The 15912-nt window shown below is 42.7% G+C and carries 21 protein-coding genes; 10 read left to right on the forward strand and 11 right to left on the reverse strand.

What is annotated here, in order from left to right; all coding sequences use genetic code 11:
- Positions 1–389 precede the first annotated feature (389 nt).
- Together HRE53_RS33670 and HRE53_RS33675 are read left to right on the forward strand one after the other, a co-directional pair.
- Positions 390–629 carry a hypothetical protein gene (locus HRE53_RS33670; RefSeq protein ID WP_235113077.1) on the forward strand — a complete coding sequence of 80 codons (240 nt, stop codon included), beginning with the start codon at positions 390–392 and terminating at the stop codon, positions 627–629.
- A 108-nt stretch (positions 630–737) separates the two neighbouring features.
- Entirely contained in the window at positions 738–1130 is a 393-nt protein-coding gene (locus HRE53_RS33675) for a hypothetical protein (RefSeq protein ID WP_212666859.1), read from the forward strand.
- Positions 1131–1156: 26 nt separating this feature from the next.
- On the opposite strand, the gene HRE53_RS33680 is transcribed toward HRE53_RS33675, so the two are convergent.
- The 7 genes from HRE53_RS33680 to HRE53_RS33710 all read right to left on the reverse strand — a co-directional run bounded on the left by HRE53_RS33680 (position 1157) and on the right by HRE53_RS33710 (position 5635).
- On the reverse strand, positions 1157–1834 hold the full coding sequence (locus tag HRE53_RS33680; protein ID WP_212666860.1) for a hypothetical protein: 678 nt from the start codon (positions 1832–1834) through the stop codon (positions 1157–1159).
- Positions 1835–1940: 106 nt separating this feature from the next.
- The gene (locus tag HRE53_RS33685; RefSeq protein ID WP_235113079.1) at positions 1941–2339 is read right to left on the reverse strand and encodes a hypothetical protein; all 399 of its coding nucleotides are present in this window, start codon (positions 2337–2339) and stop codon (positions 1941–1943) included.
- A gap of 111 nt (positions 2340–2450) precedes the next feature.
- Entirely contained in the window at positions 2451–3071 is a 621-nt protein-coding gene (locus tag HRE53_RS33690) for a hypothetical protein (RefSeq protein WP_212666862.1), read from the reverse strand.
- A 67-nt stretch (positions 3072–3138) separates the two neighbouring features.
- On the reverse strand, positions 3139–3411 hold the full coding sequence (locus HRE53_RS33695; RefSeq protein ID WP_212666863.1) for a hypothetical protein: 273 nt from the start codon (positions 3409–3411) through the stop codon (positions 3139–3141).
- 63 nt (positions 3412–3474) lie between these two features.
- The gene (locus HRE53_RS33700; RefSeq protein ID WP_235113081.1) at positions 3475–4104 is read right to left on the reverse strand and encodes a hypothetical protein; all 630 of its coding nucleotides are present in this window, start codon (positions 4102–4104) and stop codon (positions 3475–3477) included.
- A 223-nt stretch (positions 4105–4327) separates the two neighbouring features.
- Complete coding sequence (locus tag HRE53_RS33705; RefSeq protein WP_235113086.1) at positions 4328–5197, reverse strand: ArdC-like ssDNA-binding domain-containing protein; 870 nt, start codon at positions 5195–5197, stop codon at positions 4328–4330.
- A gap of 69 nt (positions 5198–5266) precedes the next feature.
- On the reverse strand, positions 5267–5635 hold the full coding sequence (locus HRE53_RS33710) for a hypothetical protein (RefSeq protein WP_235113087.1): 369 nt from the start codon (positions 5633–5635) through the stop codon (positions 5267–5269).
- A 210-nt stretch (positions 5636–5845) separates the two neighbouring features.
- On the opposite strand from HRE53_RS33710, the gene HRE53_RS33715 reads away from it, so the two are divergent.
- Positions 5846–6094 (forward strand): hypothetical protein, encoded by a 249-nt coding sequence (locus tag HRE53_RS33715; RefSeq protein ID WP_235113088.1) that lies wholly within the window; start codon positions 5846–5848, stop codon positions 6092–6094.
- A gap of 189 nt (positions 6095–6283) precedes the next feature.
- Here HRE53_RS33715 and HRE53_RS33720 read toward each other — a convergent pair whose 3' ends face one another.
- Positions 6284–6490: a hypothetical protein gene (locus tag HRE53_RS33720; protein WP_235113089.1), complete on the reverse strand. Its 207-nt coding sequence runs from the start codon at positions 6488–6490 to the stop codon at positions 6284–6286.
- 142 nt (positions 6491–6632) lie between these two features.
- Between HRE53_RS33720 and HRE53_RS33725 the strand changes: the two genes are divergently transcribed.
- Positions 6633–7055, forward strand: coding sequence for a hypothetical protein (locus tag HRE53_RS33725; protein ID WP_235113090.1), 423 nt, complete (start codon positions 6633–6635; stop codon positions 7053–7055).
- Positions 7056–7114: 59 nt separating this feature from the next.
- On the opposite strand, the gene HRE53_RS33730 is transcribed toward HRE53_RS33725, so the two are convergent.
- Together HRE53_RS33730 and HRE53_RS34770 are read right to left on the reverse strand one after the other, a co-directional pair.
- Positions 7115–7567: a DUF6714 family protein gene (locus HRE53_RS33730; RefSeq protein WP_235113091.1), complete on the reverse strand. Its 453-nt coding sequence runs from the start codon at positions 7565–7567 to the stop codon at positions 7115–7117.
- A 235-nt stretch (positions 7568–7802) separates the two neighbouring features.
- Positions 7803–7934, reverse strand: a complete 132-nt coding sequence (locus HRE53_RS34770; RefSeq protein ID WP_255801724.1) for a hypothetical protein — start codon at positions 7932–7934, stop codon at positions 7803–7805.
- Positions 7935–8339: 405 nt separating this feature from the next.
- On the opposite strand from HRE53_RS34770, the gene HRE53_RS33735 reads away from it, so the two are divergent.
- The 6 genes from HRE53_RS33735 (at position 8340) to HRE53_RS33760 (ending at position 14155) form a co-directional block, all read left to right on the forward strand.
- Positions 8340–9623: a transposase gene (locus tag HRE53_RS33735; RefSeq protein WP_235111890.1), complete on the forward strand. Its 1284-nt coding sequence runs from the start codon at positions 8340–8342 to the stop codon at positions 9621–9623.
- Positions 9624–9902: 279 nt separating this feature from the next.
- Positions 9903–10976: a hypothetical protein gene (locus HRE53_RS33740; protein ID WP_235113092.1), complete on the forward strand. Its 1074-nt coding sequence runs from the start codon at positions 9903–9905 to the stop codon at positions 10974–10976.
- Positions 10977–11459: 483 nt separating this feature from the next.
- The gene (locus HRE53_RS33745; RefSeq protein WP_235113093.1) at positions 11460–11642 is read left to right on the forward strand and encodes a DUF1045 domain-containing protein; all 183 of its coding nucleotides are present in this window, start codon (positions 11460–11462) and stop codon (positions 11640–11642) included.
- 118 nt (positions 11643–11760) lie between these two features.
- Positions 11761–12162 carry a hypothetical protein gene (locus tag HRE53_RS33750; protein WP_235113094.1) on the forward strand — a complete coding sequence of 134 codons (402 nt, stop codon included), beginning with the start codon at positions 11761–11763 and terminating at the stop codon, positions 12160–12162.
- 516 nt (positions 12163–12678) lie between these two features.
- A complete protein-coding gene (locus HRE53_RS33755; protein WP_235113095.1) occupies positions 12679–13800 on the forward strand; it encodes a hypothetical protein in 1122 nt (373 codons plus the stop codon).
- Positions 13801–13954: 154 nt separating this feature from the next.
- A complete protein-coding gene (locus tag HRE53_RS33760) occupies positions 13955–14155 on the forward strand; it encodes a DUF6399 domain-containing protein (RefSeq protein ID WP_235113097.1) in 201 nt (66 codons plus the stop codon).
- A gap of 1264 nt (positions 14156–15419) precedes the next feature.
- On the opposite strand, the gene HRE53_RS33765 is transcribed toward HRE53_RS33760, so the two are convergent.
- Positions 15420–15782, reverse strand: a complete 363-nt coding sequence (locus tag HRE53_RS33765) for a hypothetical protein (RefSeq protein ID WP_235113099.1) — start codon at positions 15780–15782, stop codon at positions 15420–15422.
- Between the last annotated feature and the right edge of the window lie 130 nt (positions 15783–15912).

The raw sequence follows: 15912 nt of genomic DNA on the forward strand, positions 1-15912 counted from the left end.
GTTTATGAAGCCCCTGGAAAGGGAAAACCCTGTATACGTGGACACAGGAGAAAACAGCAATTAGTCCCAAAAACTTATGCTCAAGTGGATTCCGCTTATTCTGACCGATGGCTAAAAAACAATAAAACGACCTCCCGATCTTCCAGTCCAAGAGGTCGCAAATAAATCCTTGCCTAAATTATAACGAGGTCACCCAATGATGACTAACCCCTTTTTCGGCTACTACGAGCAAATCTGGATCGACCACCAGACCGACTACGGACAGCACCCAGACCCATGCATAGGACTGCCACTAGACCAGATCCAAGACCGGGTTTCGTCCTGGTTGGCTGATTTTAACCCGCTGATATCACCTGAGCCGCAGGCAACTGAGAGTATCCAGGCGGGCATTGTCCAGCGATTCTATGGGTGGTAGCGATGACCCAATACTCAAAACCACGATGAACCTCCGGGTTGGGAGTGGGGGAGTGTTGCAATTGCATGTATTGATGATGTGCCGTTTTGAGTATGGGGGTTGCAATGCGTTAATGCGATCGCAACTTGATACCAACTCCCTGATATCACACCTATTAATTTATCCAGTCTTTCAACCTTTCAAATTCTCTCGGGATTCTGTATTGCCTAATTAATTTTCTCACCCATCCACTCACACCAAAAGCTCAGTCTTTCAAAATCCCTAGAGAATCCATCTTAGGTAATTTCATTCGATGACTCATGTATAGCAAGGACTTCGACCAATGCTAGACTCTAATCCAATCACTCTAAATCCTCTCTACAGCACGTTTTTTGATGCGATTAGAGAGAATCCATCGCTTTACACCGACTTTCTTCAGGTCCGCGCACTCAGCAATAAAGCCCATGCAACCATCGCCAAATGGGATGGTGTTGTTTGCCCCGGCTTCTTCACTGACGAACACGGGTTGAGTGGTCAGGAGATTGTAGATCTGTTAGTCCAGAACTCAGATAGAGGGCTACTAGAGGATTACCAGCAATTTCAGGCAGATGGCGAGACAGTTAGAAATATTTGGGCTAAACATAAGGACGTTGTAGACATGCGCTTTTGGACGGTTGAAAGCGTTCCTATCGTGTATGAAATCGCTGAGTCTTTAGGATTGGAAGCTATTCATTAACTTTCATTTTCTGGAAGGATTCTGTATTACCTAGTAACTTTGTTAATGCACTGCGATAAATCAGGCTTTAATGCATCGATTTTGTATTGCTCACAGCCTTTGAAAGTGTCAGTGTGCAAAGGGTTCACAGCACAAGTTAGTTCGCTGGGTTCCTTGCCGTAAGCTTCAATTTCTCCAGACGGATCAACCCAGTATCGACAACTAAAGCACTTGTCGCGAACGTGAGGATATGCTTTAGAAAACCAAGGAATTTCTCGAAAATTTAGTCGCCATGTAATCCTTTGATTTTCGCCTTCAACAATGTAAAAAGCACCCATTTCATAAAGCCAAAGCATGGTGAGATAGGTATGCTCTGGATTGATTTGCTGTAGACGAGCTTCATCAAGATTTAGCCGAGTGATTTTTCTCAGGTAAGCAGCTCCATTTTTTATGAAGCGTTTGACATTATGCCTTGGGTATTTCTGGTGAATCTGACAATAAAGGTAATCCCTGACTTGTTCTTCCCGGTGCCAGATTTTTGAGTGCTCTTTGGTCATTCTTGGGACAGTAACCAGGCACCCACCTAGAGATGCTGCGCTCCCCCATAGAATGCGTCGGGCAAGGGGTTTAAGTCCTCCGACTTCTGCGATCGCAGCACTAGGAATTAAACCCACGGATAGGACCATAAAGGCCATCGCAATCTCGTCTTTAGTTATTCGTTTCACTGTGCTTTACCTTCGTGGTTAAAAGGAATATTCGGAGCGGTATAAGGATAATTTTCAAACCCGTGCAGCGACTTGAGTGGATGAGCGGTTGATGGGCAGAACATTTCTAGCTTGCATGGCTTAGCTCCAACTGATCGGCGGCAGGGTATTTCCAGTTCAGATATGCGGCGAGTCCATGACCGGGGTCGGGTGTGCGGTGCGTCCCAATCACAACTGAGCCAGCTCTGACAATGTTCTTGACTTCAGCAATAACGGCGTCTTTCGTGGGTGGCGTCCATCTGCCAGAAACTAAGATTTCTCGCTCTTTGGACAGTTTTAGCGCAACGTCCATCGGCATCTTATTCAGCTCTAAAACCCTGTAGAGGTATGCTTTGTATGCCTCCACACATCTAATGTTCTCAGGGTCACTATAGGGATGGAATGGGGAACGCAGAGGGCCACTCTCTAGCAGGTAAACCCCTTCTCTGTGGGTCGTTCTAGACAATTTCTTTACTTTGATATTCATCGAACTGCCTCCAACTGGAGTTGTTTAAATCTTTGAGGGAAGCCCTGACTTAAAACTCTGGGGTAACCACCAGGGCGCGTAAGAGTGTACGGATTTGAATCGATAGAGCTATTACGATGAATAGTTTTCGGCTAGAGAATAGTTCTGCCCTAACCTGTTCCTAACCTGTAAGGTTGTTTGTTGCGCTGAATGGGCAGAGTTGCCCTCAGTGACCCCTTTCTGCTCGAAGGTTTCAGGATGCATTAACAACAAACCATTGCGAGTGGCCAAGGCTTCAAATCTGCCAGTGCCGACCATTACCGTAGTTTTAAAGGTGGAATTGTGCAACGCCATGCAGGCCATTAGCAAGCCGGGGCTTGGCGGTAAAAACCAGTCGCCTGTGATTGTTACATCAAAGGACTTTGCGATTTTCTGGGTTAAGGTTGATTGTGTGTTAAATATACCGATATCAGGTATTTGACACCGTGTTACAACCATTTCGCTGCCCTGGTTAGTTGTGAACATGCTTACGCCGATTAATTGGCCATAGCGGCTCATCGCGGCTTGATGGTAGTCGAGAACTTCTGTTAGAGTGCGCTCACCTTTTGCGATTCTGGATTGATCTGAAATCATTGCCAGATGCCATCCTCCCTTGTGCGCTGTTGTTAAGGCTGCTAGCAATGCTTGTCGGGGTCTGAGGTGGTTGACTGGTTGGAGTTCGGCGGGGTCAATGATGAGTAATTTGTTGGCCATTATGAGAACCTTTTGTTGTTGGGTATCGGCAAACCAAGAAGTGATTCAGATTTAAGGCTGGTACTAATTAGTCGTATTCGGCCTGCAAGTTATCAGTAGCTTTGAGTGCGAGGGTTCCTTGGATAACGGCATCGATGGCGCTTTGCTGGTCGTTAAATCGCTTTGTTAAGGTGCATCTGCCATATCGCCCGTACCAGTGGCCTAAAGTGCCGAAAATCGTTCCCCAAAAATGACTGTAGGAATGTCCAGGGTTTGGACTCAAGACGTGAAACGTTGAAGAGCTTTGTAAGTCTGGAACTAAATTGATTTGAGGTTTTTCGAGTGTTGCTGAAGATGTCATGAAAAAAGCTCAGTAATGTGTGCAAAAGGCCCCACCCAGCGTTGGCCAAGTGAGGCCAAAAGGTTACGCGCCGATGCTTTGACGTAAGTTGTGTTCAGCGTCGATCCAAGTTTTTCTCTGGGTCCAGTCGAACTGGCCGACATCTTCGCGGTATGTCGGGAACAGCTTCAGGATTTGGTTTTCTACTCCGTCTAAATCACCGGGTTCAACTTCGGCAAACTCGAATATGTCCTCACCGAGCTGTTCAAAGCCTTGGCGGGCTTCGTTGTAGCTTGTAAAAAAGTTCTTCCATCCCTCCTTGCTGCGGAATTTTGCATCGCCTTTCACTACATGAATGGAGACTTGCGCTACTGGATCGCCGTTAAACATGCCCAGCAGCCCTGGAATGATAATGGAGGCAAGGCCGCTTGTTTTTTTGTTGGTCTCTCGCTGTGGAAGCTTTTCGGCGTCTAACTTGAGGATGTTGAACAGCTCTATGGCATCCTCAGTCTTATTCAGGCGTTTATGGCCATGATGCAAGGCACGGGCGAACTTCTCTAAATCGGTTGTAGGGTCAATATCCTTTGGATTGTGGTGCTTGCAAATATGCTGCTTGAGCTTGAATTTGTCGTGATTGTTCTCGATACCCGTAGGGTTGAAGTGGTCTTTAATTGCAGTTTGAATAGATTTGATTGTTGCGTTTTCGATAGACATGATTTGAATTCCTTTAATTGCAAAGTGTTTTGGCTGTGATCGCGGTAAATGCGGCCTAGTACCTCGTCGTGGTTATAAGAAACATAGGCAGATTGCCCTTTCATCAGCAAATGAAAGAGAATTGTTTTCCCTGACGAGTCGGGAAAGTGGTGGTATGGGGCATGGTGAATTACCTTCGGTAAATGTGTCGATGGGTGATTAGTGGCTCACCCAGGCCAGAGAATTAGGCGAGTGCTAACGCTTCAGACTCATTTGAGGCAGCGCTTTCGATTCCCTCAATAATCGTCTTGACGGTTTTAGCGATCACACTCATGGATGCTTTGAATTGCTCAAGTGCCTGATCACTCTCCCGGTTCCAACAGGTAATATAAGCAAAACTTCGCTTCTGATCCTCAGCAACTCCAAAGTATTGAGTGATGCAGTAGGCAACCGACTCGGCCTCTAGTTCCTTGGTGGAGGTGGGGGTGTGGTCGCAATATTCAGCCGCATTGTGCATCAGGGCATGGCCTAACTCATGGGCAAGGATGCTAGCTCTTAGCTCAACACTTAGTAGTGGATCAACCTGGATCTCTATACCCGTGGGCTTGTAGATACAGACCCCGTAAGCCCCTGGATAGGCTTGCTCAAGCACCGTAAACCCTTGGGCTTCACCGAATGCCTTTAGATTGCGGTATAACTCGGCCTCGGTGGTTTGAGCCTTGATGTCTGACTCCTCTAATTCGTCGCCATCGGTCTGACTGATATCAAATACAGTTGCCGTAGTGAAGCCGAAGATTTTCCAAGCCTTCTCTTTTGTTTTTTCATCCTCAACTTTCTTCTTACAGGGAGCGAGAATAACGATACCCTTCTCCCCTTTGCGAACCTGTCGCCCATGCTTTTGCCAAGCCTTGTAGCCTGCCACATGGCTAGCGTCTGGACATTGGCCGTAAATGAGCATCGAGTTTTTTGCGGAATAGTTGTAGAACTTGGAATGGAAATCGAGGTATTTTCTCCAGTCGGCCTCAGTTCCGATATCAAAGATGCCTTGCTCTAATTTTTCGAGTGCTGCTTGCTGTTTGGCTTGGGCCTTTTCACGTTTGGCTTGAGTAGTCATAATATTCATTCCCTTGTGTAGCGAGTGGGTGTAAGTGAAGCGGAAGGGGCAGAGGTGCCCCAGAAGTGTTTAGAATTCTTCTTCGTAATCGTTCTCAGCTCTTGCGGTCTGATCGGCTGGCACGGTGTACCAATCGCTGAGAACACCCTGAATCTTTAGGTGATTGAGAACCCAGTTTTCGATCCGGGTCTGGGTGGTGCGCTCCTCAGCGGAAGGCTTGCGGGTAACCATCAGCACCCAGTACTCACTGAAATCGATATCAGCATCGAAGGGGCCACAGTCCTTTAGTAGGACGCAAGCCAGGGTATAGGGAGGGCACAGAGGGTTTTCAGTGTGCTCGTTAATGAAGGCTAAACCATCGGCTTCAGTCTGAACCAGCCACATATCAGGCTGGGTTTGTTGCTGAGTAGTTAAAGGCTTGAAGGCTGTAGAATACATGTGATTGAACCTGTCTAGGGTTTTTATCAGCGAGGGCATCGTCTAGCTTTGGTAGGTTAGGGCGGTGCCTTTGCTTATGTAATTATTATAGCCTGTTTACGCTTGATAGCAAGCATATACAGGTAATTAATTATAAAAGTTAACATTTGAATATGCTTGATAACATGCATATATATGCTAATTTGAAGCTATTACTTCAAAGGATTGGAGATGTCACCCCGAAACCCTTCCCCAACTTATGAACACCTCAAACCCCTTCCCAGGGCAGACAATACTGAAGAGGAATTGTCCAAAACGTTAGGTGTTCGCTTGGAGATGAGTGTCTATAAAGCATTGCTTCAAAAGTATCCAGGTAAAGGGGAGCTAACAGCTTGGCTCAGAAAACAGGCGAGGATCGGTGCTGAGAATGAAGGGCTGCTTGCGCCTAATAATATTGCTGAGCTTTCAGATTCCGCATAGAATCTATATTACCTAGTCATTTTTGAGATAATAGTAAAGACTGCATTGCTTTGCGATCGTGCAACTGATACCAAGTCCTGAAACTCGCACCAATCCTACACACTCCAATAATGCAGCATTCTCAAGTAAAGGCAGGGAGCGGAGCAAAGGCACGGCTTTGCGATGGCGACATTGCCGATCTAGGGTGCGCTAAGCTCTTGCTTGTTTCGGGGGTGCCCACTCTCGCATCATCTCAGGCCGATCCTCGACACAACACAGCCCCCGGAACCTACCCAGTGATAAGCGTTCTTTATTTTGTTTTTTAAGATCTGGAATGCTGAGCGCTAATGCACTCGCTAAGCTAATCATCTCCGCTTTGATATTGGATTCTCCCAGAACCAAGACGAGAGAAAACATGATTAGAATAGCTTCTAGGAGGCGTATAGGAGATTCAACCAAAGTTGACCTTCATGCTCTCATTGATTTGATAGCTGCATCCTTCTTGGCCCACCTAGAGAAGCAGAACTGACTGGCTGTATCGCTAGAGAGAATCCACTAAATGGCTGAAATTCACTATGCGGATCCTACACTAAGGCGCAAATTAGCTTGGGGGATTGCTCTATTACTGATTGTTACTCTTTTCAGTCAGAGGTTATTTGTCCGTTTCACAGACTGGGTAGCCGAAGATTCTAAGCAAATAGAGGAGAGGGTTGACTATCTCATTGGAGCCATCGCTATAGCCTTTGCTCCATTATTCTTATTTGGATATTATGCTTGGAAAACGGGTTCAGTTATTGTAGTTGTGAAAAGATTCCCAAGCCCAAAGATGAAGGTTATATTCGATACAGTCATCCTCAAAGGGCAAAAGGCAGTATTACGGGGACGACTAATGCAGCTTGTTGGTGCAATCTTGTGGGGGATTGCAATTAGTTTCCCGATTGCATTTGGGTACATCATAAAGAGCATCATTAATAACTCCTAAAATGTCTCAATCCCTATCACTGAAGGTTTCAGTTTCCGAAATTGAGCTGGCCTATTACACTATGTCTTCCAGTATTCACGTAATGCCATACAAATAGTTGGATGCTCAAATTCATATTCCTCTTGCTCAAAGCACCACTCCAGGTAGGTCACTATGGCTTGTCTCTGCACATGATTGAGTGCTATCAACTTAGATTTTGTATAATCATCTAGCTGTGTTAAATGAAACAGCGGATCATCTACGTTATTTTCAAGACTTGCCACAATATAGGCTGGCAAATGGAATTTCATCCCCTCCGCATCAAAGAATGAAAGGCTGCTGTGACATCTCTGCAAATCATCGCAGCTCAGTCGATACCACTCTTCCTTCTCATCCTTGTCGCGATTTCGCTTCTGCACTTCCTGAGTCTCGTAATCGTCGATGGCTTGGGCTTCCCATAGGCCAATACCAGCACCAAGGGTCACTCCAGCAAATGCAGACTTGATATTGTTCGCGACGATTTCTTTGTTCATGGCAATTTAGCGTTCAATTCTTTACTTCCACGATTGCTTGAATCACATGGTCTGCACTTTGCAATTTCAACCAAAAATACCCAGCGCAATTAGACTATAGAGCTTTGAGCGCACAGTTTAAATATAGGAAGAATGGATATAACCTCCAAATCCCTTTTGCTAACAAGCCGTAAACACAGCCCCCAACTCATCAAAATTGCCATCGGCATCAATTACCCGATCAGGCTAGCTAGCCTCAAGACCGGACAGCCCAAGATTCCCACAGATTTGCTTTGCGCCAATCATCACAGTGATGCTCACAGCCGTTTTGGGTGTCCTGGCGCAGAGGATTCACCGCACAGTTCAACTCATCTGAATCTTTGCCCAAGTCTTCGGCTTCGTCGTATGGATCGGTCCAGTATAGGCAGATAAGCTGGGATTCAAACTATTCCACAGAGCATAGTCTGACCCGATTGAGAAAAAAGAGATCTCAAGTCATCGATAATTGATGGCTTGTTTTGTTGTGAAAGTATAACCAAAAATCCACTGTTATTAAACCATGTCGTTGCATTGGACAACTAGCTTGTGCAGAACTGAATATTGGTGCTGAATATATCCTTTATTCTCCTCAGTTTTATTTCCTGCTCATTCCATACCAATATTTAGTAGACCTCTTGCATAATTCAACTAACGATATGGTAGAGGACTAAAATTCGCGTAGTGTCCCGATTTATTCGCCATGAGTTGAAATTCCTGAAATGCTGTATTAATAGTGACTTCAGAGCATTTCTTGATGAACATTGCCCAGCGCGAACAACAGATTATCCGCATCCAATCCCAAAGCTCCTATGCCTCTATTAACGAAGCCCTGGAAGCAACCCTACGCCTGGAAGCAAGCCAAGTCACCCAGAAAATAATAGAGGCAGCACTAGACGAAGAAGTTCAAGCCTATCTATCCCAACTTCAAGGGACTCGACCTCGGCGCTCAGGTTATTATCAACGGGTTCTAGATACGCAGTATGGTAGGATTCCTCAACTGTCTGTCCCTAAACTACGTAAAGGGAACGCAGACCGAGAGTGGCAGATTTTAGAACGTTACCAACGTGCCCTTGGCAGTCTCCTCGATTTTTGCCTCGGCTTGTACGTCATGGGGTTATCGCTTCGGGATCTGCAAGAAGCTCTCTATGAGATTCTAGGAGCAGTCTTATCCGTTAATGCCATTAACCGAATTACGCTAAAAGCTCAGAAGCAAATGTTCCAAAGCCGTCAGACTCGTCTTGAGGAAACCCCTCCTATTCTGATTGTCGATGGTGTTTGGGCTAGTGTTCAGTGTTCCTCAGAAGACTTTTGGGAAGATCAAGCTGGGCATATCCGGAAACTACGCCATGCGGAAGACCGAGTCATTCTAGTCGCGATGGCAGTGTGGCCCGATGGCACCCAAACGGTGCTTCATTATGAAATGGCGACGCAAGAATCGGAGGCAGCTTGGTCACTGTTCTTTGCGCATCTGTGGCAACGGGGATTGCAACCCTATTCGGTGAAATTGATTGTGAGTGATGGTACGACTGGGTTGCCTAAGGTGATTCGTGCTCTGTTTCCCCTCGCACAACATCAACGCTGCATTACCCACAAGGTTCGAGCCATGCTGCGGCATTTAGGCTATGGGCAATTGTCGTACCTGGATGCGCAAGGACAAGAGCTTTCACTGCCTGAAGCTAAGAAACAGCGGTATGCACAAATTCAACATGATGCCTACGCCATCTATAAAGCGCCCACCTGGGAAGGGGCAGTTATTTCATTTCTGGTGTTTGAGAAAAAGTGGACAGACATCGAACCTGACGCCGTCAGAACCTTTATCAACGATTGTGCCCTGACTTTGAACTTCTATGATTTTGATGCATCTCTTCACTCACTCATTCGAACCTCAAATGCACTCGAGCGGTTGTTCCGGGAATTCCGAACCAAGGCGGATGAAATTGGTGCTTTCCCTAATGAAGAGAGCTGTTTAGCAATTCTCTTCCTCGTTTTTCGTAGGGATCATGCCAAGCATGATCGGCTCAAAAACCGTGGCGAATAAATCGGGACACTAACAAAATTCGAGTCAGATCGCAGCACTTTTTTCGTAAGTAGCACATCATGAAACGAATATTGCAAGAGGTCTAGTTAAGGAATACTATTTCATCAAATCTATTGAAAAAAATTACTATATTAATTTGTATATACAAAATTCTGTTAAGTAATAAAATATTCTTATAAATTATGAATAATTTTGAGAATAAGAATAGATGAATCGATATAGAGAATTGATCGCATAAAATCTTTTCCCTTCATATATTTATATATTTGAGGTTAGTTCATGTTAGATCTCAGCAGCTTATTAAAGAAAGTATCGATTTATGCATCAGCTCCAGGACGCGTTGACTGTGGCGGAACATGGGATATAAAGGCATTAGCTTTGACTAAAGAAAGTATTAAGCCTGCTACAGTAAATATTGCCATAAATTTACGTACTTCTGTTCAATTACTTCCACATATTCCAAATAGACTCTTAGTAGAATCTGAAGCTTTGTCTTGTGAGAAAGTAGCAAATGATCAACTACCATTTAATAGTAGTCTTGGACTTATTTTTGCTGTATTATCGCATTTTGGAGTATCAGGGGTGAAGGTTCAGATTAAATCTGATATTCCTTTGAATAGTGGTCTTGGAGGCTCAAGTGTAATGTTAATAGCTGTTATAGGGGCTATAACTAAAGCATTAGAGTTAATAAACTATTCTCCACCATTCTCTAAACATAGAATTGCTCTTTTAGCACATACTATTGAAGATAGTCTACAAAACAATATTACAGGTTTACAAGATCAATTAGCTGCAACATATGGAGGTGTAAACAAGTGGATATGGAAATATAGTTGCTTTGAACACCCTTATAGACAAGAAAAGTTATTAAGTTCGGAATACTACAAAGAATTACAAACTAGATTTGCAATTGTCTATACAGGAGAGAGACGAAATTCAAGTATAGCAACAGAAAAATATATTAATTCTTTCATAAATGGAACGGATCAATTAAAATGGATAAAGATTCGAGATCTAGTTGATAACTTTTCAAATGCTCTTAACAATCAACAGTGGTCAGAAGCTGCAATTATATTGAGAAAAGAAGCTGAAGTTAGAGATAAAATCTTACCTGAAGGCTTAACACCGTTAACTAGAGCATTAAGGCAAGCAGCTTACAATTTAGACTGTGGTGCTGCTTTTACTGGAGGCAATCGCGGTGGATGTATCTGGGCAATTGGATCTAGTCAAAGCTCTATTTCCAGCATTAAAAGTCTTTGGGAAGAGATTTTATTTAAGCAAGGAGCAGGAACAGGAATCATTTTACCTAATCAAGTAGCTAAATCAGGTTTGATAGTTCAATGCATTGAATAAATTATTAATCTATTTATTTGTAAGGTATATCTATTAAAAGTAGTTAGAAGCATGAATAGAAGATACGCAATTTACTTCATCCCTCCAATGAAAAAATAGTTTCTACAAAATAGGTACCCAAATTTTAGGATATGACATACGAAATCAACAAGTAAACTCAGCTCTTTTATTTAAAAATCTGCGAAATTATATGCATTTTGGCTCAGCACATTATTTTGGCTTTCATGCAACATTAAGAGGAACCTTTAAAACTGATTCAATTAATAGTTTCTCACAAGAACTATCATTAATTGCTGACAACTATCAATCATTTCAGATCAGTAATAGTTTTTTTACATTCATTTAGTACATCTGATCGTGTAATATTATTCAGACCAAATTTGGAAGAGGAGAACAATTTATTTGATTTACATAAGTCTATTGTAAATCTAGTCGAAAAAATTCAGATCAAAAGACTATATCTCACCTGAGACTAAAGCAATTATGGATAATTTTAGTCAAAGGGAGAGTAAATTACTTGATAAATATGGTGATCCTAGAGTAATGGAAGGATATAAATTCCATTTCTCACTTGCAAATAAAACTCCACAAGAACATCTCAAATTTATTGATAATTTAATCAAGAGTGAAGAAAAAAAAATTAATCAATATAGATTTAGAAATTAATAGAATTTGTCTTGTTACACAAGAAGAAAAGACGCCATACTGGAAAATTTTTTAGTGAATATGAATTGAGACATTAAGAAAATTATGACAAGAAAATAAGTTATTCATATAAACTATTATGAAACAACTAACTGATCGTCTAGGTTTAATAGAGCTATTAGGAATTATTAGTCCAGGCGTTTTTGTTTTAATAAGTCTAATTTTAAGTATCTTTGGCTTTATTAATGTGTTTCAAGTAGATATTAATACTATAAAATCTTTTAACTCAATTCTAGAAAACTGGATGTTCTTAATCAGCATAATATTTATATTTACCTCATATCTCTTTGGCAGTATAATCAGGGTCTTTGCTAACGATTTTGCAGAAGTCTTAAGTGGACTATACCTTACTCATATCAAAAGAAAAGAAAATCCTCTTGCAATAGAAAGATTTCCTTATCCGTTTGCTGGAAAATCTTTTAAGCATTCTAATCCCGAGATTTTTAAATGGTATAAAAAAGAAGTACAGTTATTTTGCTGAAGAAGATACTTTACGTCCTTGGGATAGAAAATACTTCTATAACAAGTGCAAGGGAGATCTTTATTCACGTTTTCCTGAGCGAGCAAGATTCCATGAAAAAATAGAGTCTTTTGTACGCTTTTTTAGCAGGAAGTTTAGTATCTTGTTTGCTAATATTTTGTTTAACTTTTTTATTTGGAATATTTTTTTTGTAGTCAGGTCTGGATTTTTTGGAACTTTATATATGACATTTATGCTATTTTCATTTATGGCAATAATTACAATATTAGATCGTTTTAGGAGTCAACATACACGAGAAGTTATGGCTTTGTGGACATTATATTTTGAAGCTTGTAACGAATCCCAAAAAGAAGAATTTGAGCATAGTAAACGCATAATTCGGCTACCATCATAAAGTGGGGAAAGACTTAAGTATTTCCAGATAGGATCGCATTTCTTTGCAGGTGAAATGGGAAAGAGTTCTGCGATTAGTCACAGAGAGCTGTATCGTACCTTTGCAAGTCAACAGAGGAAACGATGAACCTGACAATACGAGAGCGCTGCCAAGCCGTCACTGATTGTCTGTTCGAACAGGGAGTAAAAGGGATTGCGAAAATTGCTGCTGCGACAGGTCTATCAAAAAGCAGTGTTCATCGTCATCAACAGGCTATTGCTCGGCGTAACCAATATCCAGAGTCACTATGGTGGGAAAGCCAGACAGGGAGTCAATGGCTCAAGGTGATGGTCCTAGGAGTGGTGTACTATTTCGGCATCAAACATGGGGTGGGAGCTGAGAGTCTATCAGAATTTTTTACAGCGATTCACATAGATGCTCATGTGGGCGTTTCAGCCAGCTCCCTTCGGCTGTTGAAACGCAAGATGCGAGACGCGATTATCGCCTATGAGGTTGCTCAGCAAGAGCATTGCCAACCGAAAGAAGGTCAGGGCATCTGTGTCGGTGGGGACGAAACCTTTTTTGGTTTACCTATCTTGGTGATGTTGGAATTGGCTAGTGGCTTTATCTTCACAGAGGTGGAACGTCCCAACCGTACTTATGCAACCTGGCAAGCCCAGATTCAGCAGTGGTGGACCCGCTGTGGATGGCATTGTCATTTTATGGTGAGTGATGGTGCTCCAGCCCTGATTAAATTGGCAGTATCAGGCTTAGGCTGTGTCAGTATTTCTGATTTATTCCATGCCCTGAGTGCCTTAGCCCAACCTATCGGCAGTGATATGGGTCGTCAAATCAGTCAGTTGAACAAAAACGCGGCTGCACTTCAACAGCAATTTCTCAACGTTCGTAGTGAGGCTAAACAGCAACAACTCCAACAATCAATGACGGAGATTTCTGCTCAGCAACAGTCTTTGGAGCAGGACAAGATGGCCTATCATCAGGTTCTTCATCGCCTTACCCAAGTCATTCATCCGTTTAATATCAAGACTTTGGAATGGCAACTGTTTGATGATCTATCGGCTGGGTTGAATGCTCCCCTCGCCCAGATGTCTGCTCTAGCCAAAACCTATGGTGCTCAGAAAGGGAGTAAAGCTATTGACTCATTCCAACAACAGATTCCATCAATGGCTCAAGGGATTCATGCTTGGTGGCAATGGGGCCCAATTGAAGGGTTGCTGACACCAGACGCAACCAAGCACTTTTAGAGGGCTGAAACGACGCAAACACGTTAGAGTAAAAACAAATTTATTGTATAACCTCAAAAAACGCGAAGAAATATTAAGCTCTGAAAGCTAGTCATTGTGGTGTTTATAGGCTTCGTTGCGTCTCATGTCAGCGACCCTTTAATTACCCCTATGGGTGACTCAAGCGCTAAAGGGAGTCACAGATGATCTTGATGTACAGAACTGGGTACTCATGTGTCTATTGCCCTGGGCTTATTGGCAACAGCAAACGGACAAAACCCGGAATCCTCTACTCAAGGCAGATTATCGAAAGGCGACTGAACAAGCTTATGAACAGTTGCTTAAGCACCCCATAACTCAACAGATGGGCCTATGACCCCGACTATGTCGAAATCGGGCCACAAGCCTGAAAGCAATGTCAGTCATAGTGTTGAGTTCATAAGACTTCTTGTTTACGAGTAATCGGAGGCACGGCCCCCCTGCTGGGGATCTCTTTTTGCACTCACTCTTCAGGCACAGAGTATTATCTATACTCTGTATCTGAAACTCATAAATCTGTAAAGTGTAAACTTGTAGACAAGTAAAAGCGATGTATTTAGCTATTGACTTGAGTATAATTTCATCTATTATCTAAAGTCAAAAAAAATAACTTACTAGAGAAAAAAAATAGAACGTAAGCTACTAAAATATCTCTAATGATCTAATTGATCTAAACCACTGCAATATCTATTACATATAGATCCTAAGCTTTGATTTGCACTAATAGAAAAGAACTAATGATACTTTGGATAAGCTTATAATATATCTTTTAGACATCATATCTGAACTTGTAATTTATAATAATCTCTAGTTTGTATGATTTTCAAAAGACTCTCTTAGGCTCACTTCTAGCAAATATAGTTAGCAATATTTCTTCCTATATTCTGAATTGACGGAAATACTGCACCCCCTCTAAAATCGTTAACTGGATTGTATGATCATCTTCTTATATGCCTTTCACCTAGATAGAGAGGCTGTCAACAGCTTGTTTTTGTCACAGATATTTCGCTAGAAGCTCCTGATCAAAGCTTGAAGCTTATTTGAGTCATAGCTTTCAGGCTTATGGCCCAATTTCGACATAGTCGGGGTCATAGGCCATGAAGATATAGCACAGCGATGGCTGGCAAAGTCAACCTCTATTTAAGGACAACATGATTGACTCACTAAGTTCTCGGGGAAAATTATTCTTACTCATCCTATTTGGCGGCATTTGTTTTGGGCTTGGACTCGCCACTTTCCCCGTGATCCTTATATTACATGAAGAAAACAAGCCCAGTAGAGACTTGACAGACAGTCCCGTTAGAAGCTTCAACTGTATGCCCCATAGAGACTTCAATAGGCCAAGATAATTACTAATCCAACGATCGAACTGTTAAGGCTTGAAACCCCAAACCTCGCGGAAAGTCACCGGGGTGGACAACAGGCAGGAAAGAACTCCCCGACCTCGCTATCCAACTATCAAGATAAAGAGCATCTAAGCCGAAAAAGAAGGAGAAGGCAGCAGCCTAATCTACTGATCTAAGTCTCATGATCTTCAATCATGCGAGAGAAGTACTCGCATGATAATTTCTGCTGAAAGTACTTTTTAGTCTAAATTCCAGTTAAACGTTATCGCTAGGATTCTCAAGATCTAGCGCTGCGGCAAAGGCAAGATCGAATGCCTGGAGATACTGAGCGTGGTAGACCTTTCCAATGTGGTTAATCTTGTTATTCATGAAATCTCGCTTGATAGCCTTGAGGGCAGCGAAATGTTGATTCATGCTCTCTCGACCTTGGGTTAGTGCCAAGGAACGGCAAAGAAGGGTTAAAACGTTGTTTATGTCATCGATCTTAAACTCGTCTAGAACAGTGTCCCAGTAGACTTCCTTCCAGGCTTCTAGGTGGTTTGCACTAAAGCTCGCTTGTTCCGGTTTTAAGTATTCTTCAAGCACCCGAACGGTTGCGGATTCTGCAGGATAAGTCATGGTCGTTTTCTCCAGTATTTTTCTTCTCTAACAAGCCGTAAACACAGGCCCCAAATCCTCAAAATTTCCCTCCGCGTCAATTATCCAAGGCTCTTCCCAGCTTTTGGTGATGCGATGAAAAATCTGTGAA

Origin of the sequence: Acaryochloris sp. 'Moss Beach', from assembly GCF_021497025.1 — a bacterium.
GTDB lineage: Bacteria > Cyanobacteriota > Cyanobacteriia > Thermosynechococcales > Thermosynechococcaceae > Acaryochloris > Acaryochloris marina_A.

Excerpts from the sequence above, each read along its gene's own strand:
- HRE53_RS33675 (WP_212666859.1), top strand. The coding sequence starts at position 738 with ATGCTAGACTCTAATCCAATCACTCTAAATCCTCTCTACAGCACGTTT.
- HRE53_RS33685 (WP_235113079.1), bottom strand. The coding sequence starts at position 2,339 with ATGAATATCAAAGTAAAGAAATTGTCTAGAACGACCCACAGAGAAGGG.
- HRE53_RS33690 (WP_212666862.1), bottom strand. The coding sequence starts at position 3,071 with ATGGCCAACAAATTACTCATCATTGACCCCGCCGAACTCCAACCAGTC.
- HRE53_RS33695 (WP_212666863.1), bottom strand. The coding sequence starts at position 3,411 with ATGACATCTTCAGCAACACTCGAAAAACCTCAAATCAATTTAGTTCCA.
- HRE53_RS33700 (WP_235113081.1), bottom strand. The coding sequence starts at position 4,104 with ATGTCTATCGAAAACGCAACAATCAAATCTATTCAAACTGCAATTAAA.
- HRE53_RS33705 (WP_235113086.1), bottom strand. The coding sequence starts at position 5,197 with ATGACTACTCAAGCCAAACGTGAAAAGGCCCAAGCCAAACAGCAAGCA.
- HRE53_RS33710 (WP_235113087.1), bottom strand. The coding sequence starts at position 5,635 with ATGTATTCTACAGCCTTCAAGCCTTTAACTACTCAGCAACAAACCCAG.
- HRE53_RS33715 (WP_235113088.1), top strand. The coding sequence starts at position 5,846 with ATGTCACCCCGAAACCCTTCCCCAACTTATGAACACCTCAAACCCCTT.
- HRE53_RS33720 (WP_235113089.1), bottom strand. The coding sequence starts at position 6,490 with ATGTTTTCTCTCGTCTTGGTTCTGGGAGAATCCAATATCAAAGCGGAG.
- HRE53_RS33725 (WP_235113090.1), top strand. The coding sequence starts at position 6,633 with ATGGCTGAAATTCACTATGCGGATCCTACACTAAGGCGCAAATTAGCT.
- HRE53_RS33730 (WP_235113091.1), bottom strand. The coding sequence starts at position 7,567 with ATGAACAAAGAAATCGTCGCGAACAATATCAAGTCTGCATTTGCTGGA.
- HRE53_RS33735 (WP_235111890.1), top strand. The coding sequence starts at position 8,340 with ATGAACATTGCCCAGCGCGAACAACAGATTATCCGCATCCAATCCCAA.
- HRE53_RS33740 (WP_235113092.1), top strand. The coding sequence starts at position 9,903 with ATGTTAGATCTCAGCAGCTTATTAAAGAAAGTATCGATTTATGCATCA.
- HRE53_RS33745 (WP_235113093.1), top strand. The coding sequence starts at position 11,460 with ATGGATAATTTTAGTCAAAGGGAGAGTAAATTACTTGATAAATATGGT.
- HRE53_RS33750 (WP_235113094.1), top strand. The coding sequence starts at position 11,761 with ATGAAACAACTAACTGATCGTCTAGGTTTAATAGAGCTATTAGGAATT.
- HRE53_RS33755 (WP_235113095.1), top strand. The coding sequence starts at position 12,679 with ATGAACCTGACAATACGAGAGCGCTGCCAAGCCGTCACTGATTGTCTG.
- HRE53_RS33765 (WP_235113099.1), bottom strand. The coding sequence starts at position 15,782 with ATGACTTATCCTGCAGAATCCGCAACCGTTCGGGTGCTTGAAGAATAC.